Raw genomic sequence first — 25580 nt, forward strand, 5'->3', positions numbered from 1 at the left:
AAGCGAGGAGACGGAGCATGCGAATGTCTAGCGTAGTGAGGAAATCGGCCTTCCTGGTGATCGCCGTGGCGGTGCATTCGCTGGCGTTCGGCCTGAACATTTCCGATGACTTCACCCAGGGCGCCGTCAACGATTCGCCGGGCAGCGGCAACGGCATGGACTGGCAGCCGATGGGGACGGCCTGCCTGACGTCAGGAACCAGCACCAACAATTCGACCACCGTCGCCACCACCAACAGCAAGTACAGCAACATCCCTGCTTGCAACACGATCTCGGGCTCGGGCATCAGCACGCCCGAGGCGGTCGGCAGCGGCGCCTTGCGGCTGACCAATGCGGCAACCACCCAGGTGGGCGCCATCGTTTCGAACGGAACCTTCCCGAGCAACCAGGGCATCCAGGTCACCTTCACGACCTACACCTACCAGGGATCGACGGGGACGTCGCCGGGTGGCGACGGAATGGGCTTCTTCCTGCAGGATGCCTCCGTCCCGCTCACGCTGCCTTACGTGGGCGCGAACATCACCGACACGACGACGTCCAGCATCGGTCCTGCCGGCGGCAGCCTCGGCTACGCCTGCTCGCTGCGCAAGGACAGCAATACCAACGGCGTCACCGGCGGGTATCTCGGCCTGGGCATGGACGAATTCGGGAACTTCACGAACGGCGGGGTCGAGTACTACTCCGACGTGGCTGCAACATCCCCCCAGAGCCCGCGGGCCAACCCGGGGCGGATGGCGAACACGATTGCGCTGCGCGGCGCGGGGAACGTGAGCTGGTACTACCTGAACAACCAGTGGCCCAGCCTGTACCCCTCGACCACCAGCAGCAGCGACCAGATGACGATCATGCACAACACCTGCCGGACAGGTGTGCTGCAGCAGAACACGACTTTTTCGATCACAGGCACCTCGGCCCTCTCGTGGAGCAGCAGCAACAGCTATCTGACCGTCACCTTGCCTTCCAACCACGGGTTCGCGGTAGGGGACATCGTCAACATCGCCAGCCCGGTGATGGCAAACGGGTTGAAATCCGGCGGCAACTGGATCATCGGTTCGTACGACGTGAAGGCTGTCCCCACCTCGAAGTCGTTCAGTGTCTACTTCCCTGACGGGAGCACGAGCATCACGGCCCCGGGCGGCACGCCCTTGAACACGGTCACGGCGAACCTGACGTACACGACGTCGGCGCTGTCCTGGTCCGGTGGCGTCCTGACGATCACGGTGGGGACGAACGTCGGCTTCAAAGTCGGTGATACCGTCAACATCGCCAGTTCGTCATCGACCGCTCCCCCCAAGGTCAACTCGCAGTCGATCGTCGGGTCCTACGTGGTGACGGGGGTGAGCGGAAAGACTTTCACTGTCGCCTACCCGAACGGCTCCACCACGTACGCCAACGCGTCGAACGGCAAGGTGACCGTCAAGGTGATGGACTATCCGTACCTTGCCGGCAGTGCCGTCACGCTCCCGGCGACGACGCCCATGTGGTCGAACGCGGCGACCCGTTCCGCTGCCCAGCCGATCACGTACAAGCTTTCGATTTCTCCGGGCGGCCTGCTGAACTTCCTGTACAGCTTCAATGGCGGGGCGTTCCAGCCGGTGCTGACCAACGCCCCGATCACGGCTTCCAACGGAACCCTGCCCGCCAACTTCCGGTTCGGTTTCCTGAGCTCGACCGGCAACAACACCAGCATCCACGAAATCACCTGCTTCGCCGCGCAACCCACCGAGTCGGGCAGCAGCGCGGCCGCCAACACGGTGCAATCGGGCCAGGTGAGGACGGGCACGCAGGTCTACCTGGCTTCGTACAACCCCAACACCTGGACGGGCTCCCTGGTTTCCGAGGCCATCGTGAACACCAATGGGGTGCTCAGCGTCTCGAGTACCGCCCAATGGGATGCGGATTGCGTGCTCACCGGCGGCGGCTGCTCCAGCATGGGCACCGTGAACGGAGTGCCGACCAATACGGTGACGGTGGAGGCGCCGACGTCGCGCAACATCCTCACCTGGAACGGTTCCACCGGCGTGCCCTTCCAGTGGGCCAACCTCACCTCCGCGCAACAGACCGTCCTGAATTCGACGGACAGCGCCGGCAGCAACCGGCTGTCCTGGATGCGCGGCGTGCGAACGCAGGAACAGGTGAGCTCGGGAGCGTTCCGCACGCGCGCCGGCGTGCTGGGCGACATCATCGACTCCAGCCCCACCTGGGTCGGGCCGCCGTCCAAGAACTACGGGGCCAGCTTCGTCGACGCGTTGACGAACACGACGGGCCCGGAGAGCTCCTATCTCACCTTCAAGAGCAGCCTGGCCACCCGCCTGAACGTCGTCTATTCAGGGAGCAACGACGGCATCCTCCACGGGTTCCGCTCGGGCGCGAACAGTTCGGACGGTACCTACGATTCCACGTACAACGACGGCTACGAAGTCCTGGGTTTCGTGCCGGCTGGGGTCCTGTCGAACAGCACGGTCGCCACGCTGACCGATCCGCTCTATTCGCACAGTTTCTTCGTCGACGCAGCGCCTGGCTACGGTGACGTCTACTACGCCGGCGCCTGGCACACGTGGCTGGTCGGGGGCAAGGGCCCGGGCGGGGCGGAGATCTATGCGCTGGACGTCACGGACCCGAGCGGCATCGTCACGTCGAGTCTCTCCTTTTCCGAAGGCCACGCCGCGAGCCTGGTGAAGGGCGACTGGACGCCGTCGTCGCTGACTTCGTGCGTCAACGCGACCACCAACTGCGGCAACAACCTGGGCAACACCTATGGCATCCCGCTGGTGCGCCGGCTGCACAACGGCAAGTGGGCCATCATCTTCGGCAACGGGATCGGCAGCACCAACGGCCACGCGGGCGTCTACATCGGCGTCATCAGCCCCACCGACGGCTCCGTCAGTTTCATCTGGCTCGACACCGGCAGCGGCGGCACCGGCACGAGCGCCAACGGCATCGCCAGCGTGGCGTCGGCGGACCTGGATGGGGACTTCGTCATCGACTACCTGTACGCCGGCGACCTGCAAGGCAACGTCTGGCGGTTCGACCTGACCAGCAGCGATCCGACCGTGTGGGCCGCTTCCAAGTTCGGGCAGCCGTCTGCCACGCCCCTGTTCGTCGCCAAGGACAGCAGCGGCAACCGGCAGCCCATCACCTCTTCGCTTGCCGTCACCGCGAATCTCACCGGCAGCGCCCAGCGCGTCATCCTCGGCTTCGGAACCGGCCGCGCCACGCCTTTCACCAGTTCGTCGGCGACGAGCTATCAATCGGGTACGCAGTCGGTGTATGGCATCTGGGACTGGGACATGACCGCGTGGAATGCCCTGCCGAACACCAAGACCAACTACGCGACCCTGGCGACCGTGACCACCTCGCCGTACCGGACCTTCACCCGGACGGACCTCGCCACCAGCACGGTCGCGACGCAGACTGCGTCTTCGCGCACCGCCGCGCAGGCGATCGTCTGCTGGAACGGCAGCACGGCGTGCACCTCCGGCAATACGCAGTACGGCTGGAAATTCGACTTGCCCGACACGGGCGAGCAGGTGATCTACAACCCGGTGTTCTCGGGCGGCGAACTCCTGCTCAACACGATCGTTCCGCCGCAGAACGCCGTCGGGCAATGCATCCTGTCACTGCCGACCGGCTGGACGATGGCCTTCAACATGGCCTCGGGGGGCGGGCAGCCGCAGAACGTGTTCCCGGACTCCTCCGGCAGCCTGGTGGTGGCCAGCGGCGCGAGCAGCGTCGTGGGGCTGAAGCTCGGTGCGGTGGGAACGCCTTACATCGTTGCGATCGGGAGCCAGCAATACGTGATCAGTTCCGACGTCACAGGCGGTCCGGCCAACATCAACCAGCTGAACACGCAAGGCGGCGTGACGGTGAAACCGGTGTCATGGGAGCAACTCAGGTGAGCACGAGAATGAACAGGGTCCGGGGCTTCAGCCTCATCGAACTGATGGTGGTGGTCGCCGTGATCGGCCTGCTCGCGTCGATCGCGTTGCCGAGCTACACGCGCTACGTGCTGCGGTCGCATCGGTCTTCCGCCATCACGGGCGTTCTCGACGTGGCGAGCCGCCAGGCGCGCTACTACACGACCAACAACACCTACACCACCAGCATGACGGCGCTCGGTTACCCGGTCGACCCGATGCCGCTGACCGACTCGAGCAACCGCTACTACGACTTGAGCGTGGCCTCGGCGAGCGCCACGGCCTTCACCGTGAGGGCCGTCCCGGTCAATGCCCAGACGAAGGACACGTGCGGCACCTACACCTACACCGACCTGGGCGTGAAGAGCATCACTTCGGGCACGCTCGGCGACTGCTGGAAGCAGTGACCCGGCAGCGTCAGCCGGCGCCGTAGCGCTCGCGGTAGGCGAGCACCTTCGCGTGGTGCGCGCCCAGTTCCGAGCCGCGGGTCGCGAGGTACTGCAGCAGGTCGTCGAGCTTCGCGATGGCGCACACCTGCAGTTGCAGCTTGTCGCGCACGTACTGCACGGCCGACCAGGGCACGTCCTGGCCGTTCTCCGTCGCCTTCTCCTGCCGGTCCAGCGCGATCGCCACCGCGTGCGGCCTGGCGCCCGCGGCCTCGATCAGGGCGATCGACTCCCGGGCCGCCGTGCCCGCGGACATCACGTCGTCCACGATCAGCACGCGCCCCTGCACCGGCGCGCCCACCAGCGAGCCGCCTTCCCCGTGGTCCTTGGCTTCCTTGCGGTTGTACGCGTAGGGCACGTTGCGGCCCAGGCGCGCCAGTTCGATGGCCACGGCCGCGGCCAGCGGGATGCCCTTGTACGCCGGGCCGAACAGCATGTCGAACTCGATGCCGGAGCCGAGGATGCGCTGTGCATAGAATTGCGCCAGCCGCCCCAGCTTCTCGCCGTCGTCGAACAGGCCCGCATTGAAGAAGTAGGGCGAGAGGCGCCCGGCCTTGGTCTTGAATTCGCCGAAGCGAAGGACCCCCGAGCGCACCGCGAACTCCACGAAATCCTGCGCCAGCCGGTCCTGGCCCGTCACCGCTACCATGGGAAAGTCCTTGTTCAAACTGACCAGCCTCAACCTGAACGGCATCCGTTCCGCCGCCAGCAAGGGCGTGGAGGCCTGGGTCGCGCAAACCAGTCCGGATTGTATTTGCGTGCAGGAAGTGAAGGCCCAGCACGACGACGTGCACGGCAAGCATGACCGCCTCGCGGACCTGCGCGGCCACTTCCACTTCGCGCAGAAGAAGGGTTACTCCGGCGTGGGCGCCTTCACGCGCCACGAGCCCAGCGACGTGATCGTCGGCTTCGGCGACGAGGAATTCGACGCCGAGGGCCGTTACGTGGAGCTGCGCTTCGACACGCCCCAGCGCAAGCTGTCGATCATCAGCTGCTACTTCCCCTCGGGCTCCTCGGGCGAAGACCGGCAGCAGGCCAAGTTCCGCTTCCTCGACGTGGTCGATCCGCACCTCGCGGCCCTCAAGAACACGCGCGAATTCATCCTGTGCGGCGACATCAACATCGCCCACCAGGAGCGCGATCTGAAGAACTGGAAGAGCAACCGGAAGAACAGCGGCTTCCTGCCCGAGGAGCGGGCCTGGATGAGCCGGCTGCTGGCCGAAACCGGACTGGTGGACGTGTACCGGCACCTTCACCCCGAGACCACCGAGGACTGCTACACGTGGTGGAGCAACCGCGGCCAGGCCTGGGCGAAGAACGTGGGCTGGCGGCTGGACTACCAGATCGCGACCGCGGGCGTCGCCGAGAAGGCGCGCGACGCGGCGATCTACAAGACCACGCGCTTCAGCGATCACGCGCCGCTGACGATCCAGTACGACATCGCCCTGTGAGGTACCGCGCTCGCAGGGGCGGTTCGTTGCAGACCAGGCGAGGCACCCGCATCAGCACACCGTCTCTTTCCCGTTCGAAGCCACCAATGAGGCCATGACCTACGTCGAAGCAGCCCGCGCAAAGGGCAAGGTCGTTCTCAGGCTCGCGTGAGCCTCGTTTCCCGTTCCCAAAGGAGTGCACCAATGACTGCGGACGATTTCAACAGTGCAGGGGTGGGACGCCTGCCCGGCTACCTCGGAGTTCGCGTGCTGTCGGTGAACGGACGCGAGCTGCATGCCGAACTGGCCGTGCGGCCGGAGCTGATGGCTCCCAACGGCTACCTGCATGCCGGCAGCCTGGTCACGCTGGCCGATACCTCCTGCGGCTACGGCTGCCGCGCCAACCTGCCCGAAGGCGCCAACGGATTCACCACGATCGAACTGAAGTCCAATCATCTCGGCACCACCGTCGACGGCACGATCGACTGCCGCGCGACTGCGGTGCACCTCGGCAGGACCACGCAGGTCTGGGATGCCGTGGTCACGCATCGTGAAACGGGCAGGACGCTGGCGCTCTTCCGCTGCACGCAGATGGTGCTGTATCCCAGGTAGTCTCGCAACGCGGTCGGGGCGGATTGCGCAGACGGCCGGTGAAGCGGGCATCTCCAAGGATGCGCGCTTCAGCGGTCACGCACCGCTGACCATGAAATATGACCGGGGCCTGTAGCGCCGGCGCGCCGGCATACGCAAACAACCTAGTCCGGGTTTGGGGCACCGCGCTAGCATGCGTCCTCGGCCCCCAAGACGCACAACGACCTGGGGCGCACCGCTTCACAAGAGCCGCACTTGGGGCGCCTCGCCTCACAAGAGCCGCTTTTCATGTCCATGGACGCTGCAGTCGAACGCCCTGAACCAGTCTTCAACGAACCGGATGCCGCGCTGGAACTCGCCGCCGGCCTCGGCAGGCTCGGCGCGTGGAGCCTGGATCTGCGAGACAACACGCAGGTCTGGTCGGAACAGCTCTATCACCTGCTGGAAGTGCCGCCAGGCACCCCGGTGCCGCTCGACTTCGGCCTGACGCTGGTCGCCCCGGAACACCAGGGCATCGTTCGCGCCGCGATCGAACGCTGCGCCACCCACGGCTTCCCTTACGACCTGCAGGTCCAGGCAGTCACCGGCCGCGGCCGCCAGCTCTGGGTCCGCCTGATCGGCCGCGCCGAGTACGACGGGGACGGCGCGATCATCGGTTTGCGCGGGGCCTTCCAGGACATCTCCATGCTGGCGCAGGCGCAAGAGGAAAAGCGCCTGCTCGCCGAACGCCTGAGCGTCACCCTCGAAAGCATGACCGAGGGCTTCTATGTGGTCGATCGCGAGTGGCGCGTCACCTACGCGAATTCCGAAGCGGCCCGGGTGATGAGGCTCGCGCGCAGCGAGGCGCTCGGCAAGCACCTCTGGATGGAGATCTTCCCGCAGGCGATCGACACGGTCTTCCACACCGAGCTGGAGAGAGCCGTCCAGACCGGCCGCTCGGTGCAGTTGGAAGAGTACTACCGGCCCCTCGATCTCTGGGTGTTCGTCCGCGCCTATCCATCCAGCTTCGGCCTGGCGGTGGCGTTCACCGACATTTCCAAGCGGCGACGGGCCGAGGACGAGGTGCGGCGGCTCAACGCGGAACTGGAAGAGCGGGTCCTGGAGCGAACAGCGAAACTGCGGGCAGCGAACGCGGAGCTGGAGAATTTCGCGCACGCGGTCGCCCATGACCTGCGCACGCCGTTGTGCGCAGGAAGGTCCTTCGCCCACGCGCTGCAAGCGACCGACGGAGACCGGCTCGGCGCGGATGGACAGCACTACCTGCGGCAGATCCATGCATCGCTGCAGTTCATGGACGACATGACGCAGAAGCTGCTGGACCTGGCGAAGCTTTCCAGGTCCGCGATCCAGCTGGAGGCCGTGGACCTGTCGGCCATCGCCCACGCGATCCTGGATGGCCACAGGCAGCATGAGCCAGGCCGGCACGTGGACGTGCGGATCGAACCCGGACTCACCGCCCACGCCGACCGCGTCCTGGTCACGCAGGTGCTGCTCAACCTGATCGGGAACGCGTGGAAGTTCACCCGCCATTCGAACCAGCCACGGATCGAGTTGGGGGCGAAGAGCGGCCCGGCCGGACAGCGCACGTTCTTCGTCAGGGACAACGGGCCCGGGTTCGACATGGCGTACGCCAGCCGGCTGTTCGCGCCGTTCGTTCGCCTGCATACGGACCCCGCTTTCGAGGGCACCGGCATCGGGCTGGCGACGGTCAGGAAGATCGTTGAATTGCACGGCGGTGCCGCATGGGCAGAAGCCGGGATCGATGCCGGAGCATGCTTCCACTTCACTTTGCCTGCGGTCAGAAGGTTGCCTGGAGCCAAGGGGAGCAGAAACAGCGGCCAGGCCAGGCGCCGCGCTGCCTGAGGCCGAGCAGCGCCACGTCGCGGCATCAGCGCAAGGTCGCGCCCTGCGCCTGCGCCTGCGCCTGCGCCAGCCCAACCGAAGGGCCATCGCCGCGTGGCCGGCAGTACATTCGGACCAAATCTATAATGCGCGGTGGCTCCAGGAGCCCGCCCCGCCGCGCCCTGCGCGCTCGTCTTTTTCCGCCGCCCGGCCCCTCCGATGTCATCCCATGCCCACCGCGGCGATTTCGCCGTCAACACCGCCCTCTTGCGCATCACGCTGATGGCCGCCGTCATCGGTGCCTTGAGCACAGGGGCAGCCTACGTGCTGCTGGACCTCATCCGGCTGTTCACCAACCTGTTCTTCTTCCAGCAGTTCTCGATCGAGAACCGCTCCCCCGCTGACCATGCCCTGGGCGCGTGGGTGATCGTCGTCCCCGTCATCGGCGGCCTCATCGTCGGGCTGATGGCGCGCTACGGCTCGGACAAGATCCGCGGCCACGGCATCCCGGAAGCGATCGAGGCCATCCTGTTCGGCAAGAGCCGCATGTCGGCCAAGGTCGCCGTGCTCAAGCCCCTCTCCTCCGGCATCGTGATCGGCAGCGGTGGCCCGTTCGGCGCCGAGGGCCCGATCATCATGACCGGCGGCGCCATCGGCTCGCTGCTCGCACAGCACTTCCACATGACCGCTGCGGAACGCAAGGCGCTGCTCGTGGCGGGCGCCACCGCCGGCATGACCGCGGTGTTCGGCACGCCCGTGGCCGCGGTGCTGCTGGCGGTGGAGCTGCTGCTGTTCGAGCTGCGTCCGCGCAGCCTGTTACCGGTCGCGATCGCCTGCGCGGTGGCTGGCTTCTGCCGGCCTCTGCTGATGGGATCGGGCCCGCTGTTCCCGCTGCAGACGGCCGACCCGTCGCCGCTGACGCTGCTGTGGTGCGTCGCGGCCGGCATCTGCTCCGGCGCCCTCGCGTCCCTGCTTTCGTTCGCGCTCTACCGCGTCGAGGACCTGTTCGCGAAGACGCCGGTGCACTGGATGTGGTGGCCCGCCATGGGCGGCCTCGCGGTCGGCATCGGCGGCTACCTGCAGCCGCGCGCGCTGGGCGTGGGCTACGACGTGATCGGCGACCTGCTGCACAACCACCTGGCGCTCGGCGTCGTGGTGGCGCTGCTGGCGGTGAAGGCGGTGATCTGGGTGATCGCGCTGGGCTCGGGCACTTCCGGCGGCGTGCTGGCACCCCTGCTCATGATCGGCGCCGGGCTCGGCGTGGCGCTGGGGCACGTGTTTCCGGGCGCCGACCCGGTGCTGTTTGCGCTGGTGTGCATGGCCGCCACGCTGGGCGGGACGATGCGCGCGCCGCTGACCGCGACCGTGTTCGCCTTCGGGCTCACGCACGATGCGAACGCGCTGCTGCCGCTGCTGGCCACCTCCGCGACTGCGTACGGTTTCACCGTGCTCACGATGAAGCGGTCGATCCTGACCGAGAAGATCGCCCGCCGCGGCTATCACATCTACCGCGAGTACGGCATCGATCCGCTGGAGCGCCACTTCGTCGAGGAAGTCATGAGCCTGCCGGTGTCGATAGCCGCAGCACGCACGGTCGACGAGGCGATGCGCGACTACTTCGGCCCGCAGCAGGCGCACCGGGCGTTCCCGGTGGTGCAGGACGGCCGTCTGCTGGGCATGGTCGATCGCGCTTCGCTGGAGGCATGGCACGCCGCCGCATCGGGCGGGCGCGCCATCGGCGACCTCTGTGCGAGCGTGCCCGTGCAGCGCGCCGTGCTGGGCGAGAACTGCCGGTCCGTGGCGACGCGCATGGCGCGGCTGCGGCTCGAACGCCTGCCGGTCGTGCGCGATGCCGGCTCGATGGAGCTTGTGGGCATCATCGCGCGCAGCGACCTCATCAAGCCTTCGGTCGTGCACTTCGAGGAAGAGGAAAAGCGCGAGCGCCTGCTGGGCCTGCCCTGGCGCTCGGAGCCCTGAAGCGGCTCAGGCTGCGGGCGTCGGCGTAGTCGCCGGTGTCGCAGCCCGGGCGGCGGCTGCCACCGCCTTGCCCTGCTGCAGCTTCGCCAGCTGCGCCGCCGCCAGCGCGGGATAGAGCGGGCGCGCCAGCCAGCGCGCCAGCAGGCTCGCGGCCAGCGCCGTCGCCATCAGGCTCAGCACCATGGCGTGGCCGTCCACCATCTCCATCACGATGATGAACGCGGTCATCGGCGCCTGCGTGACCGCCGCGAGGAAGCCGCACATGCCCAGCGCGATGAGTGCCGGGGTGTCCGCGCCCCATCCCATCATCAGCGACACGTCGGCGCCGATGCCGGCGCCGATGGCGAGCGAGGGCGCGAACAGGCCGCCCGGCACGCCCGACCACAGCGCCAGCCAGGTCGCCACGATGCGCAGCGTCACGTAGAGCAGCGGCATGTCGGCGTGGCCTTCCAGCAGCTGGCGCGTCGACGAGTAGCCGGCGCCGAACGTGGAGCCGTGGCTCACCAGCCCCACGACCGCGATGCCGAGGCCGCAGGCGGCGGCGAACGGGACGGGGTGCTGCGCGCGCCAGCGGCTCACGCGGTCGCTCGTGCCGACCAGCGAGGCGTGCAGCAGGCGCGAGAAGAAGCCGCCCAGCAGCCCGCTGCCCAGCACCACCAGGACGGCGGGAGCGGCGAAGGACCAGTCCAGCGCCGGGACGCGAATGACGCCGAAGTAGGTGGAATTGCCGAACACCGACACGGCGATCAGGCCGGCGAGCACGATGGCGGCGATCACCAGGCCGCTGCTGCGCGTCTCGATCTTGCGCGTGAGCTCCTCGATCGCGAACATGATGCCGGCCAGCGGCGCATTGAAGGCGGCGGCGATGCCCGCTGCGCCCCCGGCGACCAGCAGCGCGTGCGGATTGATGCTGGCGCGCCGCGGCAGCCAGCGCCTTGCGTGCAGCATCACGCCGGCGGCCACCTGCACCGAAGGGCCTTCCCGGCCGATCGCGAGCCCGCCCAGCAAGCCCGCGGCCGTCAGCACGACCTTCGCGATGGCCAGGCGCAGCGACACGAAGCGGCGCCGCGCGGCGGGCTCGACCGAGTCGTTCAGGGCCACCATCACCTGCGGGATGCCCGACCCGGCGGCGCCAGGGAAGAAGCGCACCGTCACCCACACGATGGCGGCGCAGAGTGCCGGCGTCTCCACCAGGGGCAGCCAGGGCCAGCGCTGGGTCCAGCTGTTGAAGAAGCCGGAGGCGTGGTTGCACAGCACGGTGAAGCCGACGACGCACGCCCCGGATAGCGCGGCGAACGCCAGCACGATCGCCCGGGCGACCCACTCGTGGGAATTCGCCAGGTCCCCCCGGATTGCCGCCAGGACGTCAGGCTGGCGATGATGAGCTTCGTCCGGGTGCATGTCGGGGGGCTGTGTATTTGTCCAAAACCAGATGGTAAGGCAAGCGGTTGACCCAAATCAGTGTCGCGCCTTGCGGAACAGGTAGCGTCATCGCATGAGCAGCGTGGTGCGACCATGAATTTCGACCCTTCCGTGCGGGCCGGGGAGTGGCTGCGCCGGCTGGAATCCTTCCTCGACCGCTTCGTGCTGCCATACAACGGCGCCTGGCATGCGGCGGCCGCGCGCGGCGAGCCGGCCGGGTTCGTGGACTCCCTGCGCAGCCTGGCGCGCGAAGAGGGTTTGTGGAACCTGTGCCTGCCGGCGCTGCCGCCGGGCGCGCCGGGCACGGCGCTCTCCAACCTCGATTACGCGCCGCTGGCCGAGGCCATGGGCCGGCTGCCCTGGGCCGCCGAGGTGTTCAACTGCAACGCGCCGGACAGCGGCAACATGGAACTGCTGCTGCGGCACGCGTCGCCAGCCCAGCGCAGCGCATGGCTGGAGCCGCTGCTGGCCGGCGCCATCCGCTCGGCCTTCGCGATGTCGGAGCCCGACGTCGCGTCTTCCGACCCAACCAACCTCCAGACGCTCGTGAGGCGCGACGGGCCTGACCTGGAGCTGAACGGACGCAAGTGGTTCGTGACCGGGGCCGCGCATCCCGACTGCCGCCTGCTGCTCGTGGTGGCGCGCAATGCGGACGCGGGCGACGACACGCACCACGCGCACAGCATCGTGCTGGTGCCGGCCGATGCGCCGGGGCTGGAGGTCGTGCGCAACATCCCGGTGGTGCACCATCTCGCGCCCGAAGGGCACTGCGAAATCGTGCTGCGCGGCGTGCGCGTGCCGGCCAGTCACCTGCTGGGCGAGTGGGGCGAAGGCTTCGCGCTCGCGCAGGCGCGCCTGGGCCCCGGGCGCGTGCACCACTGCATGCGCAGCATCGGCCAGTGCGAATTGGCGCTGGCGCTGGCCTGCGAACGCGCGCTGGAACGGCGCGCCTTCGGCCATCCGCTGGCGCAGCAAGCGAACGTGCAGGAGTGGCTGGCCGACTCGCGCATCGAGATCGACCAGGCGCGGCTGCTGGTGCTGCGCACCGCGTGGGCGCTGGACCAGCCGCAACCCGCGGCGGACCTGCGCGAGCAGGTCGCGGCGATCAAGGTGGTGGCGGCGCGCCTGCAGAACCGCGTGCTCGATCGCGCCATCCAGGTGTTCGGGGCGATGGGGCTGTCGCCCGACACGCCGCTGGCGGCGCTGTGGACCTGGGGCCGGGCGCTGCGCATCATGGACGGGCCCGACGAGGTGCACCTGCGCACCGTGGCGCGAGGCGAACTGCGGCGCGCCGCGCAGCAGCTCGGGCGCTGGACCGACTACTTCACCACGCCGCAGCAGCTCGCTGCGCCGCCGCGCATTCGCTAGGCGCCGGCTGCGCGCCTCTCGATGGCGCAGGAGGAGGAAGAGCCGAGAGATCCAGCAAGGGACTCGTCGGGCAGCACGCCCACGTTCTTCAACCGGGTTTGCCGTCCAGGCGCGGGCGGGTCAGCACGCCGAAGTAGCGCACGGCATACAGCGCGAAGCCGGCGGACCAGAGCAGGGCGGAGCACAGCACCGCCGTGAGCAGCGCGGAAGGCAGCGCGAGCGGCACGAGCACACGCGCGACGGCGGCTGCGGCCACCAGCAGGTAAGCCGCGGTGTCCCAGCGGTCCGCACGCAGCGGCCGCGCCGTATGGCCGCGCGCCGTGCGCGTCATCATGCCGATGACGAGTCCGCCGATGGCGCCGACCGTGAGCGCGTGCGTGGCCGCGGACGCCGGCAACACGCCGGCGGCCGCGCAGGCGCGCAGCGCGAGGTGCACCGGAATCCACGCGTAGGCGAGGTGCAGCACCCACACGAGCGGCGTGTGCACCGTGGTCCAGGGATGCCACAGCAGCCAGCGCGCGAGGTGGGCGATCGCGGCGAGCGCCGCGATGGCAAGCACCAGCCACGCCGGCGCCTGCAGCGCATCGGCCGCGAGCAGCGCCAGCACCGACCCGAGAGCGAGCTTCTCGATCCACGCGCGCCGCTGCGCACCCGCGCCCGGTACGCCGTTGTTGGTGAACATGGGAATCACGCGGCCGCCCATCACGCACAGGATGAACAGCATCACGTCCAGCGCGACCTGGATCGCAGCCCACGCGGGCAGGGCCAGCACGCCGAGCTGGCCCAGGTGCACGGCCAGGCTCGCGAGGCCGAGCAGGACCAGCAGCGCGATGAAGAAGTAGTTGCGGCGATTGCCCGCGCGCACGAACGGCACGGCCAGTGCGGCTGCCGCGGCGAGCGGGAACGCCGTGTTCGCCAGCGCCGACGCCCAGCCCCAGGGTGTCAGCACCAGCACGCGGGCGGCGAACCAGAGCGCCGCCAGCGCGGCCAGCCTGCCGCCGGTGGGCGTGGGCTGCCCGGTCCACGCCTGGCCGGCGGTGAAGAGGAAGCCCACCACCACCGCCAGCGCGAAGCCGAACAACATCTCGTGCGCATGCCATAGCGGCCCGGGCAGGTAGGGCGCGGCGAGGTGACCGGTGAACTGCAAGGCCCACAGCAGGATGGAACCCGCCGCGAAGACGCTGGCCAGCAGGTAGAAGGGACGAAAGCCGAGTTGCCACAACGCGAAGCCGCGCGGGGCGGCGCTGCGTGGAGGCTGCTGGATCTGCAGGATTTGCTTCATGGAATGCGAGATGGTGTCACGGCAAGGCGTGCCGGCGCCGCCAGGCGAACGCTGCGCCCACGACGGTGAGGGCGAAGAGCGCAAGCGCCAAGGCGTTGAGAAGGCCCCCGGTGCGCCGCGCATCGAAGTCGACGAGCCCGGCGCCCAGGCGCAGCAGCAGCGACAGGTGCAGCACCGCGAGCGGGGCATAGAACACCGGGCCGAACTGCAGCTTGATGCGGGCGATGGCCGGCAGGATCACCGGCGCGTGGCCCAGGATCATGCTGGCGAGGAAGCCCAGGCCCAGCGCATGCAGCGCGAGGTCGCGCGCGGGCGCGCCGAGCGCCGTCGCGACCCACGCCACGCCGCCGGCCGCGAGCCACGCGTAGCCTGCAAGAAGGCAGGCCGCCATGTAGCGCGGGAGCCCGTCGGCGCGCACGGTGCGGCGGGCGATGTCGAAGGTGAAGAGCCAGGCCGCGAGCGCGGCGAGCGCAGCGCCGAACAGCACGCCGCCGCCTTGCAGCCACACCGCCGACAGCGCAGCGCCCAGCGTGAGCAGGGCCAGCACGAACGCCAGCGCCGGCTGGGCGGCGGGACGCCGGCGCATCAGGCGCGTCATCTCGAGGCGTTCGGCGGCGACGGTCATCACGAGGAAGGCGAACCACCACGGCAGCACCGCGCCGGTTGCGGCGCCGGTGGCGAACAGCAGGTTGCCCGCACACCAGGCGCAGGCACTTGCGAGCAGCAGCACCGTGTGAGGCGCGCGCTGGCGCCGCAGCAGCAGCACGTTGACCGCGACGAAGGCCACGGCCGCCGCAACGAGTGCCAGGCTCGCCGCTGCATGCGCGCCTTGCAGCAACAACAGGCCGCCGGCCCCGGACAACAGGGGGGCCGCGAAAGCCAGGCGCCGCCGCGCCGCGACGGCACGCTCGACGCCAATCACCGTGCCCAGGAAGCCGCACATCATCAGGGCCGCGTGCGCCAATGCAGCGCGGCCCAGCCAGGCGCCCTCGCTGGCGACGATGCCGAGGCGGAACAGGCCACCGGCGATGCCGGCGAGCAGCGACGCTGCCACGCACGCGAACAGCAGCGTGCCCGTCACGCGCCGCGCGCTCACCAGCCCATGAAGGCGCGGGCGCGGCCGCTCATGCGCTCCGGTGTCCATGGCGGCTCCCAGACGACTTCGACGTGGATCTTCAGGTCGGGCGGCATGGCGTCGTCGAGCGCGTTCTCCACGTCATCGACGATCACGTCGGTGACCGGGCAGGCGGCCGAGGTCATGGTGATGCGCACGTCCATGCGGCCGTCCGCAATCGCCACGCCGTACACCAGGCCAACGTCCACGATGTTGAGTGCGACCTCGGGGTCGACCACCTGCTCCAGCGCCTGCACGATCGTGGGCAGCAGGTCCTGCGGCCCTTCGTAGGGGAAGCGGAGTTCGATCATGCGTGCTTCCTCGCGGGCTTGTGACCCGGCTCGAAAAACAGGATCTGCGCCAGCTGGTGCCGGTTGCTCACCACGTCGGCCAGCGTGTAGCGATCCAGCACCGCCTCGAAGGCCGTCACCGCCTCGCGCAGCACCCCGCGCAGCCGGCAGCCGCGCGAAAGCGTGCAGTGGCCGCCGCCTTCCTCGAAGCACTCGGCCACGGCCGCCACGCCTTCGGTGGCGCGCACGACCTGGCCGAGCACGATGCGCTCCGGCGGCATCCCCAGTTCCAGGCCACCGCCCTTGCCGCGCACGTTCTTCAGCCAGCCCTGCTGCCCCAGGAAGTGCACGACCTTCACGAGGTGGTGTTCCGAGATGCCGTAGGCCTTCGCGATCTGTGCGATCGTGGCACGCTGCTCCGGCCCGGTGGCCATGTACATCAGCACGCGCAGGCTGTAGTCGGTGAAGGCGGTGAGTTTCATCGGGCTCAGCGGCCGGCGGTCGCCACCCCTGCTGCCGGGACGGTGGCCCGTGCCTTGCGGCCGACGAGGAGGCGCAGCGCATAGATCGCCAGGTACAGCGCTCCGATGGAGAACACGATGTCGCCCGGCACGCGCAGCCAGACCAGCGTCTCCATCACATGCGAGTGGATGATCTCGGCGGAGCGCGCATACCAGAGGCCTTGCGTGATGCTGGCCCAGGCCTGGTAGATGCCGGCGGGCACCAGCGACAGGAACACCATCATGGCCAGGCCGATGTTGAGGCCCCAGAACGCGGGCTTGAGCAGGCCGTCGGCGTGCAGCGAGCGGGCGTACAGGCCGCGCAGGCAGAACAGCATCAGGCCGATGCCCAGCATTCCGTACACACCGAAGAGGGCGGCGTGGCCGTGGGCCGCGGTCATGTTCAGGCCCTGCACGTAGTAGAGCGAGGCGGGCGGGTTGATCGCGAAGCCCAGGAGGCCGGCGCCGACGGTGTTCCAGAAGCCCACCGCGACGAAGCACAGCACGGGCCACTTGTACGCGGCGAGCCACGGCACGCCTTGCGAACGCTTCCAGTTCTGCAGCGCTTCCAGGCCGATCAGCGTGAGCGGCACCACTTCGAGTGCGGAGAACACGGCGCCGACGGCGATCACCGAGGTCGGCGTGCCGGTCCAGTACAGGTGGTGCAGCGTGCCCAGGATGCCGCCGAACAGGAAGACGATGGTCTCGGCGACGATGGCGCGGTTGGCGCTCGATGCGCGCACCAGCCCCAGCCTGGTGAAGATCAGGGCGATCACGGCGGTGGCGAACACTTCGAAGAAGCCCTCGACCCACAGGTGCACCAGCCACCAGCGCCAGTACTCCACCATCGAGTAGTGCGTGGTCTGGCCCCAGGTCAGCGAGGTCGCGTAGAAGCCGCCGATGCAGGTGGCCGACAGGAACACCATTGCGATCAGGCCGCGGCTTTCCGAAGGCGTCTTCAGCGCCGGCCACAGCGCGCGGCCGAGGAGCAGCGCCCACAGCAACAGGCCGACGAACAGCAGGTACTGCCACACGCGGCCCATGCTGGTGAACTCGAGACCCTGGTTGCCCAGCCAGAAGCTGAAGTCGGTGCCCGCGCGCTGCAGGTTGCCGAGCCAGCCGCACGCCGTGGAGCCGACGACGATCACGAGCAGCGCGTAGAACAGGAAGTCGACGCCGAGTCGCTGGAACTTCGGTTCCTTGCCGCCCAGCAGCGGTGCGATGTACAGGCCGGTGGCGAGCCACGCGGTAGCGATCCAGAAGATGCCCACCTGCGTGTGCGCCGTGCGGCTCACGACGTAGGGCAGCACTTCGGCCAGCGGAATGCCGAAGAAGGACTGGCCTTCGACGGCGTAGTGCGCGGTGATGGCCCCCATGCCGATCTGCAGCAGCAACAGGCCGATCACCACGAAGAAGTACTTGCGCACGGCCTTCATGGAAGGCGTGGCAGCGAGCCCGAACAGCGGGTCGGTCTTGGGCGGCTGCGCTTCTTCCTCGTGCTTGCCGGCACCGTGCAGCCACAGCATGGCGGCGATGGCGGCGAGCAGCAGGATGATCGAGGCCATCGACCACATCGCGGCCGAGGTCGTCATCGTGTTGCCCACAAGCGGCTCGTGCGGCCAGTTGCTGGTGTACGAGAGGCCGGTTTCGCCGGGACGGTCGGTCGCGGCGGCCCAGGCGGTCCAGAAGAAGAAGGCCGTGAGCGCCTCGCGGTCGGCGGGCGACTGCACTTCGTCCTCGGTCATGGCGTATTGCACGCGCAGGCCGGCCAGCGCGGGGTCCTTGCCGAACAGCGCCGCGTAGTGGTCTGCGGTGGCGCGGATCGCCTGCGCGCGCAGGTCGCTCACGGTGATCGTGCCGCTCGCGGCGTCATACGTGTTGCGGCGCATTTCCTCCTGCACGGCGCCCTGCACGGCGCCGCGCTCGGTGGCCGTCAGCGTGTCGGGGTGCAGCGAGAGCGACTTCGCGCGCAGCTTCTGCAGCGCAACGGTCTCGCGGTGCAGCCAGTCCGCGGACCAGTCCGGCGCGACGTAGGCACCGTGGCCCCAGACGGTGCCTTGCTGCTGGCCGCCGCTGGCGAGCCAGACCTGCTGGCCGCGCTGGACCTGCGCGCCGGTGTACAGCGTCTGTCCGCTCGCGGTCACGACGGCGTTGGGAATGGGCGGCGCGGTCAGGTAGATCTGCCAGCCCAGATAGGCGAGGGCGCCGAACGACAGCACGAAGATCAGTGCCAGCCAGCGCCAGAGGGTTTGCGTGTTTTTCATCACTCTCGTCCCTTGCGTTTGAAGATGCATTTGAGATGCATCTAATGTCGCGGCGCGACGCCCGCAGGGATTTGACGGAAATCAAGGTTCGCGTGGGATGCTGCTGCCGGCGTGGTCCGCCGGCGGCTGCGACTCTTGCGACTCTTGCGGCCGCACCGGGTCCAGTCCCTCGCGCTCCCAGCCTTCGCCGAACAGCTCCAACGGATGCTGGGTGCGCTCCGTGCCGTTGCCGCAGATCATCGCGTCAGCCGCGCAGTAGCGGTCGCAGCCCCAGCACGTGCGCTCCGGATGCGCGGGGTAGATCGGGAACTTCCTGGCCATGCGGCGCAGTCTGGGCGCCGCCTGCCGGCGTGGCCTTGCGCCATGTCAAGGCCACGCGCTTGCCTGCCGCGCGAGGTGTTGAGGTGCATCAAGCCCGTTGCCGGCCCTGCCACTTAAGGTGCGGCATCGATACACCTCTAAAAGGAGAAGACGATGAGAGGACTCCACCTGGCGCGCGGCCTGCGCGCGCTGCTCGCAGCCGCACTCTGCGTGCCCCTGCTGGCGCTGGCTGCGCCCAAGAACGAAGGCGACTTCGGCCCGCCGCGCGGCGAGCCGATCCACGCGGTGCTGACCAGCCCGCCGCACGTGCCGCCGGCAGTGAACCGCAACTACCCCGCGCGCGTGATCGTGGACCTGGAAGTCGTCGAGAAGACGATGCAGATCTCCGAAGGCGTCAACTACACCTTCTGGACCTTCGGCGGCACGGTGCCCGGCAGCTTCATCCGCGTGCGCCAGGGCGACACGGTGGAATTCCACCTGAAGAACCATCCGGGCAGCAAGATGCCGCACAACATCGACCTGCACGGCGTGACCGGTCCGGGCGGCGGTGCGGCCTCCAGCTTCACGGCGCCGGGGCACGAGTCGCGCTTCACCTTCAAGGCGCTCAACGAAGGCGTGTACGTGTACCACTGCGCCACGGCGCCCGTGGGCATGCACGTGGCCAACGGCATGTACGGCCTGATCCTGGTGGAGCCGCCCAACGGCCTGCCCAAGGTGGACCGCGAGTACTACGTGATGCAGGGCGACTTCTACACGACCGGCAAGTACCGCGAGAAGGGCCTGCAGCCCTTCGACATGGAAAAGGCCATCGACGAGAAGCCCACCTACGTGCTGTTCAACGGCGCCGAAGGCGCGCTGACCGGCGACAAGGCCATGACCGCGAAGGTGGGCGAGAAGGTGCGCCTGTTCGTCGGCAACGGCGGCCCCAACCTGGTCTCCAGCTTCCACGTGATCGGCGCCATCTTCGACCAGGTCCGCTTCGAAGGCGGCACCAACGTGCAGAAGAACGTGCAGACCACGCTCATCCCCGCCGGCGGCGCCGCGGTCGCGACCTTCACGGCGCGCGTGCCGGGCAGCTACGTGCTGGTGGACCACTCCATCTTCCGCGCGTTCAACAAGGGCGCACTCGCGATCCTGAAGGTGGACGGCCCCGAGAACAAGGGGATCTACTCCGGCAAGGAACTCGACGCCGTCTACCTCGGCGACCGCGCCGGCCCCAACCTGGCGGCCGTGACCGAGGCGAGTGCAGCCGCGGCTGCCGGAACGCTGACGCAGGACGACCAGATCAAGGCCGGCCAGGCGCTCTTCGCCGGCACCTGCTCGGTGTGCCACCAGTCGGACGGCAAGGGCATGCCCGGCGTGTTCCCGCCGCTCGCCAAGTCGGACTTCCTCGCTGCCGACCTCCAGCGCGCTGTGGGCATCGTGCTGCACGGCCTGTCGGGCAAGGTCAACGTCAACGGCCAGGAATACAACTCCGTGATGCCGCCGATGACGCAGCTGAACGACGACGAGGTTGCCAACATCCTGACCTACGTGGTGAACAGCTGGGGCAATGCGGGCGGCAAGGTGTCCAAGGAAGACGTGAAGAAGCAGCGCGCAGCCAAGCCCGTCGCCAAGGCGGCGGCGGAGTGAGGCAACGACCGTGCGCGCGCTGACTGTCCTCGCGCTGCTGGCGGCCCTCGCGGCGCCGGCGCAGGCGGCTCCCTACGTGGAGCTGCCGGGCGGCCGCTTCGAAAGCGTGCTGCCGCAAGGGCCGGTGCCGACCGTGTCGACGCCGGTGGACGTCCAGCCGTTCGCGATGCGCGCTACGCCGGTCACGGTGGCCGAATTCGCCGCCTTCGTGCGGGCGCATCCCGAGTGGCAGCGCGGCCAGGCGCCCGCGCTGCTGGCCGACGCGCGCTACCTGCTGCAGTGGCAGTCGCCGGACGCGCCCGGCCCCGCGCTCGCACCGGACACACCCGTGACCGAGGTGAGCTGGTTCGCTGCCCGCGCCTTCTGCGAAGAAGAGGGCGCGCGGCTGCCGACCTGGCTGGAGTGGGAGCTCGCCGCGGCGTCGGATGCGAAGCGCGCCGATGCGCGCCGCGATCCCGAGTGGGCGCGGCGCATCCTCGGCTGGTACGAGAAGCCGGGTGGCAGCGCCCTCGGCGCCGTCGGCGGCGAGGCGAATCTCTGGGGCGTGCGCGACCTGCACGGCCTCGTCTGGGAATGGGTGGACGACTTCAACGCCCTGTTCATCGCGGGCGACAGCCGCACCCAGGGCGATCCCGACACGCTGAAGTTCTGCGGCGCCGGCGCCATCAACATCATCGACCGCGAGAGCTATGCGGTGCTCATGCGCATCGCGCTGCTCTCGTCCCTCAGCGGCGCCGACAGCACCAGCACGCTGGGCTTCCGCTGCGTGCGTCCGCACGAAGGAAAACCATGAACGAATTCGTCACCACCCGCCGCGCCGCCTTGCTGTCGCTCGGCGCCCTCGCCGCGTTCGGCGCGCTGCCCGCCACGGGCGCGACGCCGCCCGGAGACTCGGTCTACCGGCTGGCCGCCACGCTGACGGACCAGGATGGCCGCGCCTTCGAGCTCGCGTCGCTGCAGGGGACGCCGGTGCTGGCCAGCATGTTCTACAGCTCCTGCGACATGGTGTGCCCCATGATCTTCGAGACCGTGCATGCCACGTTGGCTGCGCTGCCGGCGGCCGAACGCGCGGAGCTGCGCGTGCTGATGGTGAGCTTCGACCCGGCGCGCGACACGACCGCGGTGCTGAAGAAGACCGCGCAGGCGCGCAACTGCGACGCGCAGTGGCTGCTGGCCCGCGCGGACGAAGCGACTGCGCGCAAGGTGGCCGCAGTGCTCGGAGTGCAATACCGGCGGCTCGCCAACGGCGAGTTCAACCACTCGACCACCCTGGCCCTGCTCGATCGGCAGGGCCGCATTGCTGCACGCTCGGGCAAGCTCGGCCCCGCCCACCCGGCGCTGGTCAGCGCAGCGCGCAAGGTCGTTGCCACGGCGGCCTGAGCCGCCGCTCCGTTCCGCTGCGCCGGGCCGCTCTGCTGCCCCGGGCTCGTAGGCTGGCGGTGAGGCGCAGCCGAACCCCAGCTTTCGCCAGCGCCTTCACCACTCGACCAGGCTGAAGCCGACACTGAGCACCGTGCGCCTGAAGTTGTAGTCCAGCAGCGTATCGCCATAACCGGAGAACAGCTGCGTGTGCAGGCGCAGCCCGTTCGGCACGCCGATGCCGGTGTCGGCCAGCGTGCGGAACCACTCGAGCCGCACCGAGCCGTGGCCGCCGGTGCTGAGCGCATGCCGCCCGGTGAACATGAACAGGTTCGCGCGATTGGGCTGCCAGCGCGCCACCAGCTCGCCGCGGCCGATGTAGTTGCTGATGCCCGGGTTGTCGTCGTTGGCCCGGCTTTCGTTGATGCGGTCCCACAAGCGCGCGGAGATCTGCAGGTTGTCGCGCTCGAAGCCCCCCATCACGTACACGCGGTTCCAGCTGCGCGACAGCGGCAGCGACTGGCCGTTGGACTGGTGCACCAGCCCCACGCCCGCCAGCCGCATGCGCCAGGTACCGGGTTGCGCGGACTGCACCGGCGCAACGTAAAGCACCTCCGGCTCGTGGTCCGTGCTGCGGAAGGGGCGCGAGAGCTGCGGCGTGAACAGCTGCCAGTACGACTGCTGCGTGTACGCGAACCACAGTGAGTCCATGCCCTCGCCGCGGTAGGAAAAAATGCCTTGCGCGATCTTGGTCCGCAGGGACACCGACAGCCGCATCTCGGTCGTGCGGTAGTCGGTGGCCGTCGTCGCGTTGTTCAGCGGATTCTCCGAGGTCGGCTGCTGGTTGACTCGGTTGGCGCCCACGAGGTCCAGCGAAGTCGGGCGATAGCCGCGCAGTCCGAAGGTGCCGCAGTCGGCGCCGCGCTCCAGCTCCCAGAAGCGGGAGAGCTCGGAGTAGCGCGCGTCGTGGCAGCCTTCGGTGGCGGTCATCCGGAAGCCGCGGCGCGACTCCACCACGGCCGGCACCGGCGGCGCGACCGGCTGCTGGTCGGCCGGCGAGGGTGCGGGGCCCGGTGCCGCCGGCACCGCGGCAGGAGCGGGCCGCTGTCCCTTGGCCCACTGGTCGTAGCAGGCGAGCCGCTGGGCACTGTCGTCGATCGCGGTGCAGGCCTGCCAGGCTTCGGGTGTCTGTGCTTGCGCGAGGAGGGGCGTGGCGGCGATCAGGAAGGACAGGGCTCGGAGCATCGGGCGATGCTAGCCGGGCTCGGCGATTCCGTGGGGCGAGTTCCCCGCGTTCAGCGCTTGCGCAGGACGAACGCGCGGCTCGCCGTCTCGCCGTCGCGCGTCCAGGTGCCGCGGATCTCGCGGCCGCAACTGCCTTCCGCCACGTCGCCCAGCCAGGTGGCGGCGATGTGCTGGCCATCCGCGGACTCCTCGAGCGTGAAGCCGTCCTCGTCGAGGTCGCCCGCGACCTGCAGGTGCTGGCCCTCGCGTTCGAGCGTGCCGCGCAAGCTGCCGGGGTAGTCGGGGTTGGCACCGAGCTGCAGGATCGCGCCGTTCCAGGAGCCCTGCAGGTCGGCCTGCCACGTGCCCACCAGCAGTTGCGGCGTGACGTCGTCCGCCGCGGGGCAGGGCGCATCGGCAAAGGCGCCGCCGGCCAGCAGTGCGGCCGCAAGCGCGAGCAGTGCGCGCTTCACGGCGTCCCAGCCGCCGCCGCGGCCGCAGCCGCATCGGCGCTCTTCTTGGCGAACTCCGCGCGCAAGGCCTTGAGCTTTTCTCGCGGGTCTTCCTTCACCGTGGTCTTGTCGAGGGCCATCTCCGCGATGAAGCGGCTCGGTTGGGCCGCCACCAGCTCGCGGCCCTTCTTGCGCTTCTTGCTCCAGCTCACCACCAGCGAGCGCTGCGCCCGCGTGATGCCCACGTACATCAGGCGGCGCTCCTCCTGCAGGCGCTGCGCGTACGCCTCGCTCGCCGGTCCGCCGTCCTCTTCCGGCTTGAAGGGCAGCATGCCCTCGACGCAGCCGGCCAGCACCACGTGCGGCCACTCCAGCCCCTTGGATGCATGCAGGGTGGAGAGCGTGACCACGTTCTGGTCCTTCTCGCGCTCGCTGATGGTGGACAGCAGCGAAATGGTCTGTGCGACTTCCAGCATCGTCTTGCGCTCGTTCGCGGTGGTCACGCCGGCGGTGTCGTCGATCTGGCCGCCGCAGCGCGCCGCCATCCACTCGCAGAAATCGAGCACGTTGCTCCAGCGGGCCGCCGCGACCTTCTCGTTCTCCTCGCTGTCGACCAGATGCTTCTCGTAGCCGATGTCCTTCAGCCAGTCGGCGAGGAAGGTCTTCGCGTCCTCGGCGCCCACGGTCTGGCGCGCGCGGTACTCCAGGTCGTTCACGTAGCGGCCGAACTCGTGCAGGCTGCCGACCGCCCGCGCGTTCAGCACGCTGGGCAGCGAGGGCGAGAACAGCGCCTCGAACAGCGAGACCTTGTACTGGCTCGCGAACACGCCGAGCGAGGCCAGGGTCTGGTGGCCGATGCCGCGCTTGGGCGTGGTCACGGCACGCAGGAAGGCCGGGTCGTCGTCGTTGTTGACCCACAGGCGGAACCACGCGCACAGGTCGCGGATCTCGGCGCGGTCGAAGAAGCTCTGGCCGCCCGACACCTTGTACGGAATCTGCGCCTTGCGCAAGGCCTGCTCCAGCACGCGCGCCTGGTGGTTGGCGCGGTAGAGGATGGCGAATTCCTTCCACTCCTGGGCGAGCCCGTTCGCCCGGATGGACTGGATGCGCGCGACGGTGCGCTCGGCCTCGTGTTCCTCGTTGTCGCAATCGACCACGCGCACCGGCTCGCCTTCGCCCAGCTCCGAGAACAGCGTCTTGGGAAAGAGCTTCGGGTTCGGCTGGATGACGTTGTTGGCCGCGCGCAGGATCGCGCTGGTGGAGCGGTAGTTCTGCTCCAGCTTGATGACCTTCAGGTTCGGGTAGTCGACCGGCAGTTTGCGCAGGTTGTCCAGCGTCGCTCCGCGCCAGCCGTAGATGGACTGGTCGTCGTCGCCCACGGCCGTGAAGCGGCCGCGTTCGCCCACCAGGAGTTTCAGCAGCTCGTACTGCGTGGCGTTGGTGTCCTGGTATTCGTCCACCAGCACGTGCCCCAGTTGCTGCTGCCACTTCGCGCGGACTTCCGGGAAGTCGCGCAGCAGCTTCAGCGGCATGCCGATCAGGTCGTCGAAGTCCACGCTCTGGTAAGCGGCCAGGCGTTCCTCGTAGCGCTGCATGATGGTGGCGGTGACGCGCTCGTTGTCGTCCTTCGCCTGCGCCAGCGCCTGCGCCGCGTTCAGGCCCATGTTCTTCCACAGGCTGATGCCCCACTGCCACTGGCGCGCGGTCGCCGCATCGGTGGTGCCGCCGGCGTCCTTCAGGATGCTGGTGACATCGTCGGAGTCCAGGATGGAGAACTGGGGCTTCAGGCCCAGCACGCTGCCGTCCTGCCGCATCATCCGCACGCCCAGCGCGTGGAAGGTGCAGACCAGCACGTCCTTCGCACCGCGGCCCACCAGCGACTTCGCGCGTTCGCGCATTTCGGCGGCGGCCTTGTTGGTGAAGGTGATGGCGGCGATGCGCTTCGCTTCCAGGCCCGCCTGGATCAGCCGCGCGATCTTGTGCGTGATGACGCGCGTCTTGCCCGAGCCGGCGCCCGCCAGCACCAGGCAAGGACCATGCAGGTAGTTCACGGCTTCTTGCTGGGCGAGATTCAGGCCGGCGGACATCGGGGGAGCAAAGGACTGCGCGAAAACGGGAGCGGCCAATCATAAGCGCCGCCCTCGGCGCG

At 68.9% G+C, this 25580-nt stretch carries 21 protein-coding genes and 1 pseudogene; 11 read left to right on the top strand and 11 right to left on the bottom strand.

Going from position 1 to position 25580, the window contains the following annotated elements:
• Window positions 1-23 precede the first annotated feature (23 nt).
• A complete protein-coding gene (locus JJB11_RS08280; protein ID WP_201168278.1) occupies window positions 24-3899 on the top strand; it encodes a PilC/PilY family type IV pilus protein in 3876 nt (1291 codons plus the stop codon).
• 8 nt (window positions 3900-3907) lie between these two features.
• On the top strand, window positions 3908-4324 hold the full coding sequence (locus tag JJB11_RS08285; protein ID WP_201168280.1) for a type IV pilin protein: 417 nt from the start codon (window positions 3908-3910) through the stop codon (window positions 4322-4324).
• A gap of 10 nt (window positions 4325-4334) precedes the next feature.
• On the opposite strand, the gene pyrE is transcribed toward JJB11_RS08285, so the two are convergent.
• Window positions 4335-5012, bottom strand: a complete 678-nt coding sequence (pyrE, locus tag JJB11_RS08290; RefSeq protein WP_201168282.1) for an orotate phosphoribosyltransferase — start codon at window positions 5010-5012, stop codon at window positions 4335-4337.
• A gap of 10 nt (window positions 5013-5022) precedes the next feature.
• On the opposite strand from pyrE, the gene JJB11_RS08295 reads away from it, so the two are divergent.
• The 5 genes and pseudogenes from JJB11_RS08295 (at window position 5023) to JJB11_RS08315 (ending at window position 10203) form a co-directional block, all read left to right on the top strand.
• Window positions 5023-5814, top strand: coding sequence for an exodeoxyribonuclease III (locus JJB11_RS08295; RefSeq protein WP_242528873.1), 792 nt, complete (start codon window positions 5023-5025; stop codon window positions 5812-5814).
• Between the two features lie 76 nt (window positions 5815-5890).
• Window positions 5891-5965: pseudogene (locus tag JJB11_RS08300) on the top strand (hypothetical protein); the annotation flags it as partial.
• 32 nt (window positions 5966-5997) lie between these two features.
• The gene (locus JJB11_RS08305) at window positions 5998-6405 is read left to right on the top strand and encodes a PaaI family thioesterase (RefSeq protein WP_201168288.1); all 408 of its coding nucleotides are present in this window, start codon (window positions 5998-6000) and stop codon (window positions 6403-6405) included.
• Window positions 6406-6639: 234 nt separating this feature from the next.
• Entirely contained in the window at window positions 6640-8247 is a 1608-nt protein-coding gene (locus JJB11_RS08310; protein WP_201168301.1) for a sensor histidine kinase, read from the top strand.
• A 198-nt stretch (window positions 8248-8445) separates the two neighbouring features.
• Complete coding sequence (locus JJB11_RS08315) at window positions 8446-10203, top strand: chloride channel protein (protein ID WP_201168303.1); 1758 nt, start codon at window positions 8446-8448, stop codon at window positions 10201-10203.
• 6 nt (window positions 10204-10209) lie between these two features.
• Here JJB11_RS08315 and JJB11_RS08320 read toward each other — a convergent pair whose 3' ends face one another.
• A complete protein-coding gene (locus JJB11_RS08320) occupies window positions 10210-11604 on the bottom strand; it encodes a chloride channel protein (RefSeq protein ID WP_201168305.1) in 1395 nt (464 codons plus the stop codon).
• A 114-nt stretch (window positions 11605-11718) separates the two neighbouring features.
• Here JJB11_RS08320 and JJB11_RS08325 point away from each other — a divergent pair, with 114 nt between their 5' ends.
• Window positions 11719-12993, top strand: a complete 1275-nt coding sequence (locus tag JJB11_RS08325; RefSeq protein WP_201168318.1) for an acyl-CoA dehydrogenase family protein — start codon at window positions 11719-11721, stop codon at window positions 12991-12993.
• 88 nt (window positions 12994-13081) lie between these two features.
• Here JJB11_RS08325 and JJB11_RS08330 read toward each other — a convergent pair whose 3' ends face one another.
• The 6 genes from JJB11_RS08330 to JJB11_RS08355 form a co-directional block, all read right to left on the bottom strand.
• Window positions 13082-14275: an NnrS family protein gene (locus JJB11_RS08330; RefSeq protein WP_201168323.1), complete on the bottom strand. Its 1194-nt coding sequence runs from the start codon at window positions 14273-14275 to the stop codon at window positions 13082-13084.
• A gap of 16 nt (window positions 14276-14291) precedes the next feature.
• Window positions 14292-15419 (bottom strand): hypothetical protein, encoded by a 1128-nt coding sequence (locus JJB11_RS08335; RefSeq protein ID WP_201964703.1) that lies wholly within the window; start codon window positions 15417-15419, stop codon window positions 14292-14294.
• On the bottom strand, window positions 15368-15700 hold the full coding sequence (locus JJB11_RS08340; protein WP_201168327.1) for a metal-sulfur cluster assembly factor: 333 nt from the start codon (window positions 15698-15700) through the stop codon (window positions 15368-15370). The genes JJB11_RS08335 and JJB11_RS08340 overlap by 52 nt, the downstream gene beginning before the upstream one ends.
• The gene (locus tag JJB11_RS08345; protein ID WP_201168329.1) at window positions 15697-16161 is read right to left on the bottom strand and encodes an Rrf2 family transcriptional regulator; all 465 of its coding nucleotides are present in this window, start codon (window positions 16159-16161) and stop codon (window positions 15697-15699) included. Before JJB11_RS08345 ends, JJB11_RS08340 begins: the two co-directional genes overlap by 4 nt.
• A gap of 5 nt (window positions 16162-16166) precedes the next feature.
• Window positions 16167-18443: a nitric-oxide reductase large subunit gene (locus JJB11_RS08350; RefSeq protein WP_201168332.1), complete on the bottom strand. Its 2277-nt coding sequence runs from the start codon at window positions 18441-18443 to the stop codon at window positions 16167-16169.
• Between the two features lie 81 nt (window positions 18444-18524).
• Window positions 18525-18764: a DUF3079 domain-containing protein gene (locus tag JJB11_RS08355; RefSeq protein WP_201168334.1), complete on the bottom strand. Its 240-nt coding sequence runs from the start codon at window positions 18762-18764 to the stop codon at window positions 18525-18527.
• Between the two features lie 153 nt (window positions 18765-18917).
• On the opposite strand from JJB11_RS08355, the gene nirK reads away from it, so the two are divergent.
• The 3 genes from nirK to JJB11_RS08370 are packed head-to-tail and all read left to right on the top strand — an operon-like array spanning window position 18918 to window position 21776.
• Window positions 18918-20396, top strand: a complete 1479-nt coding sequence (gene nirK / locus JJB11_RS08360) for a copper-containing nitrite reductase (protein WP_201168336.1) — start codon at window positions 18918-18920, stop codon at window positions 20394-20396.
• A gap of 10 nt (window positions 20397-20406) precedes the next feature.
• Complete coding sequence (locus JJB11_RS08365) at window positions 20407-21189, top strand: SUMF1/EgtB/PvdO family nonheme iron enzyme (RefSeq protein WP_201168338.1); 783 nt, start codon at window positions 20407-20409, stop codon at window positions 21187-21189.
• On the top strand, window positions 21186-21776 hold the full coding sequence (locus JJB11_RS08370) for an SCO family protein (protein ID WP_201168340.1): 591 nt from the start codon (window positions 21186-21188) through the stop codon (window positions 21774-21776). The genes JJB11_RS08365 and JJB11_RS08370 overlap by 4 nt, the downstream gene beginning before the upstream one ends.
• A gap of 96 nt (window positions 21777-21872) precedes the next feature.
• Here JJB11_RS08370 and JJB11_RS08375 read toward each other — a convergent pair whose 3' ends face one another.
• Genes JJB11_RS08375 through JJB11_RS08385 form a run of 3 tightly spaced genes read right to left on the bottom strand, consistent with a single transcriptional unit; the run spans window position 21873 to window position 25518 of the window.
• Window positions 21873-23000, bottom strand: a complete 1128-nt coding sequence (locus JJB11_RS08375) for a phospholipase A (protein WP_201168349.1) — start codon at window positions 22998-23000, stop codon at window positions 21873-21875.
• A gap of 50 nt (window positions 23001-23050) precedes the next feature.
• The gene (locus JJB11_RS08380; protein ID WP_201168353.1) at window positions 23051-23452 is read right to left on the bottom strand and encodes a hypothetical protein; all 402 of its coding nucleotides are present in this window, start codon (window positions 23450-23452) and stop codon (window positions 23051-23053) included.
• A complete protein-coding gene (locus tag JJB11_RS08385; protein ID WP_201168362.1) occupies window positions 23449-25518 on the bottom strand; it encodes an ATP-dependent helicase in 2070 nt (689 codons plus the stop codon). The genes JJB11_RS08380 and JJB11_RS08385 overlap by 4 nt, the downstream gene beginning before the upstream one ends.
• Window positions 25519-25580: the final 62 nt, after the last annotated feature.

The organism is Ramlibacter ginsenosidimutans (genome assembly GCF_016654015.1).
In the GTDB taxonomy this organism is placed as follows: Bacteria; Pseudomonadota; Gammaproteobacteria; order Burkholderiales; family Burkholderiaceae_C; genus Ramlibacter; species Ramlibacter ginsenosidimutans.

What these genes read in the sequence shown, in the direction of transcription:
- JJB11_RS08330 (WP_201168323.1), bottom strand. Translation starts at nt 14,275, where the DNA reads ATGAAGCAAATCCTGCAGATCCAGCAGCCTCCACGCAGCGCCGCCCCG.
- JJB11_RS08370 (WP_201168340.1), top strand. Translation starts at nt 21,186, where the DNA reads ATGAACGAATTCGTCACCACCCGCCGCGCCGCCTTGCTGTCGCTCGGC.
- JJB11_RS08355 (WP_201168334.1), bottom strand. Translation starts at nt 18,764, where the DNA reads ATGGCCAGGAAGTTCCCGATCTACCCCGCGCATCCGGAGCGCACGTGC.
- JJB11_RS08375 (WP_201168349.1), bottom strand. Translation starts at nt 23,000, where the DNA reads ATGCTCCGAGCCCTGTCCTTCCTGATCGCCGCCACGCCCCTCCTCGCG.
- JJB11_RS08385 (WP_201168362.1), bottom strand. Translation starts at nt 25,518, where the DNA reads ATGTCCGCCGGCCTGAATCTCGCCCAGCAAGAAGCCGTGAACTACCTG.
- JJB11_RS08340 (WP_201168327.1), bottom strand. Translation starts at nt 15,700, where the DNA reads ATGATCGAACTCCGCTTCCCCTACGAAGGGCCGCAGGACCTGCTGCCC.
- pyrE (WP_201168282.1), bottom strand. Translation starts at nt 5,012, where the DNA reads ATGGTAGCGGTGACGGGCCAGGACCGGCTGGCGCAGGATTTCGTGGAG.
- JJB11_RS08315 (WP_201168303.1), top strand. Translation starts at nt 8,446, where the DNA reads ATGTCATCCCATGCCCACCGCGGCGATTTCGCCGTCAACACCGCCCTC.
- JJB11_RS08280 (WP_201168278.1), top strand. Translation starts at nt 24, where the DNA reads ATGTCTAGCGTAGTGAGGAAATCGGCCTTCCTGGTGATCGCCGTGGCG.
- JJB11_RS08325 (WP_201168318.1), top strand. Translation starts at nt 11,719, where the DNA reads ATGAATTTCGACCCTTCCGTGCGGGCCGGGGAGTGGCTGCGCCGGCTG.
- nirK (WP_201168336.1), top strand. Translation starts at nt 18,918, where the DNA reads ATGAGAGGACTCCACCTGGCGCGCGGCCTGCGCGCGCTGCTCGCAGCC.
- JJB11_RS08285 (WP_201168280.1), top strand. Translation starts at nt 3,908, where the DNA reads ATGAACAGGGTCCGGGGCTTCAGCCTCATCGAACTGATGGTGGTGGTC.
- JJB11_RS08320 (WP_201168305.1), bottom strand. Translation starts at nt 11,604, where the DNA reads ATGCACCCGGACGAAGCTCATCATCGCCAGCCTGACGTCCTGGCGGCA.
- JJB11_RS08305 (WP_201168288.1), top strand. Translation starts at nt 5,998, where the DNA reads ATGACTGCGGACGATTTCAACAGTGCAGGGGTGGGACGCCTGCCCGGC.
- JJB11_RS08335 (WP_201964703.1), bottom strand. Translation starts at nt 15,419, where the DNA reads ATGGACACCGGAGCGCATGAGCGGCCGCGCCCGCGCCTTCATGGGCTG.
- JJB11_RS08350 (WP_201168332.1), bottom strand. Translation starts at nt 18,443, where the DNA reads ATGAAAAACACGCAAACCCTCTGGCGCTGGCTGGCACTGATCTTCGTG.
- JJB11_RS08345 (WP_201168329.1), bottom strand. Translation starts at nt 16,161, where the DNA reads ATGAAACTCACCGCCTTCACCGACTACAGCCTGCGCGTGCTGATGTAC.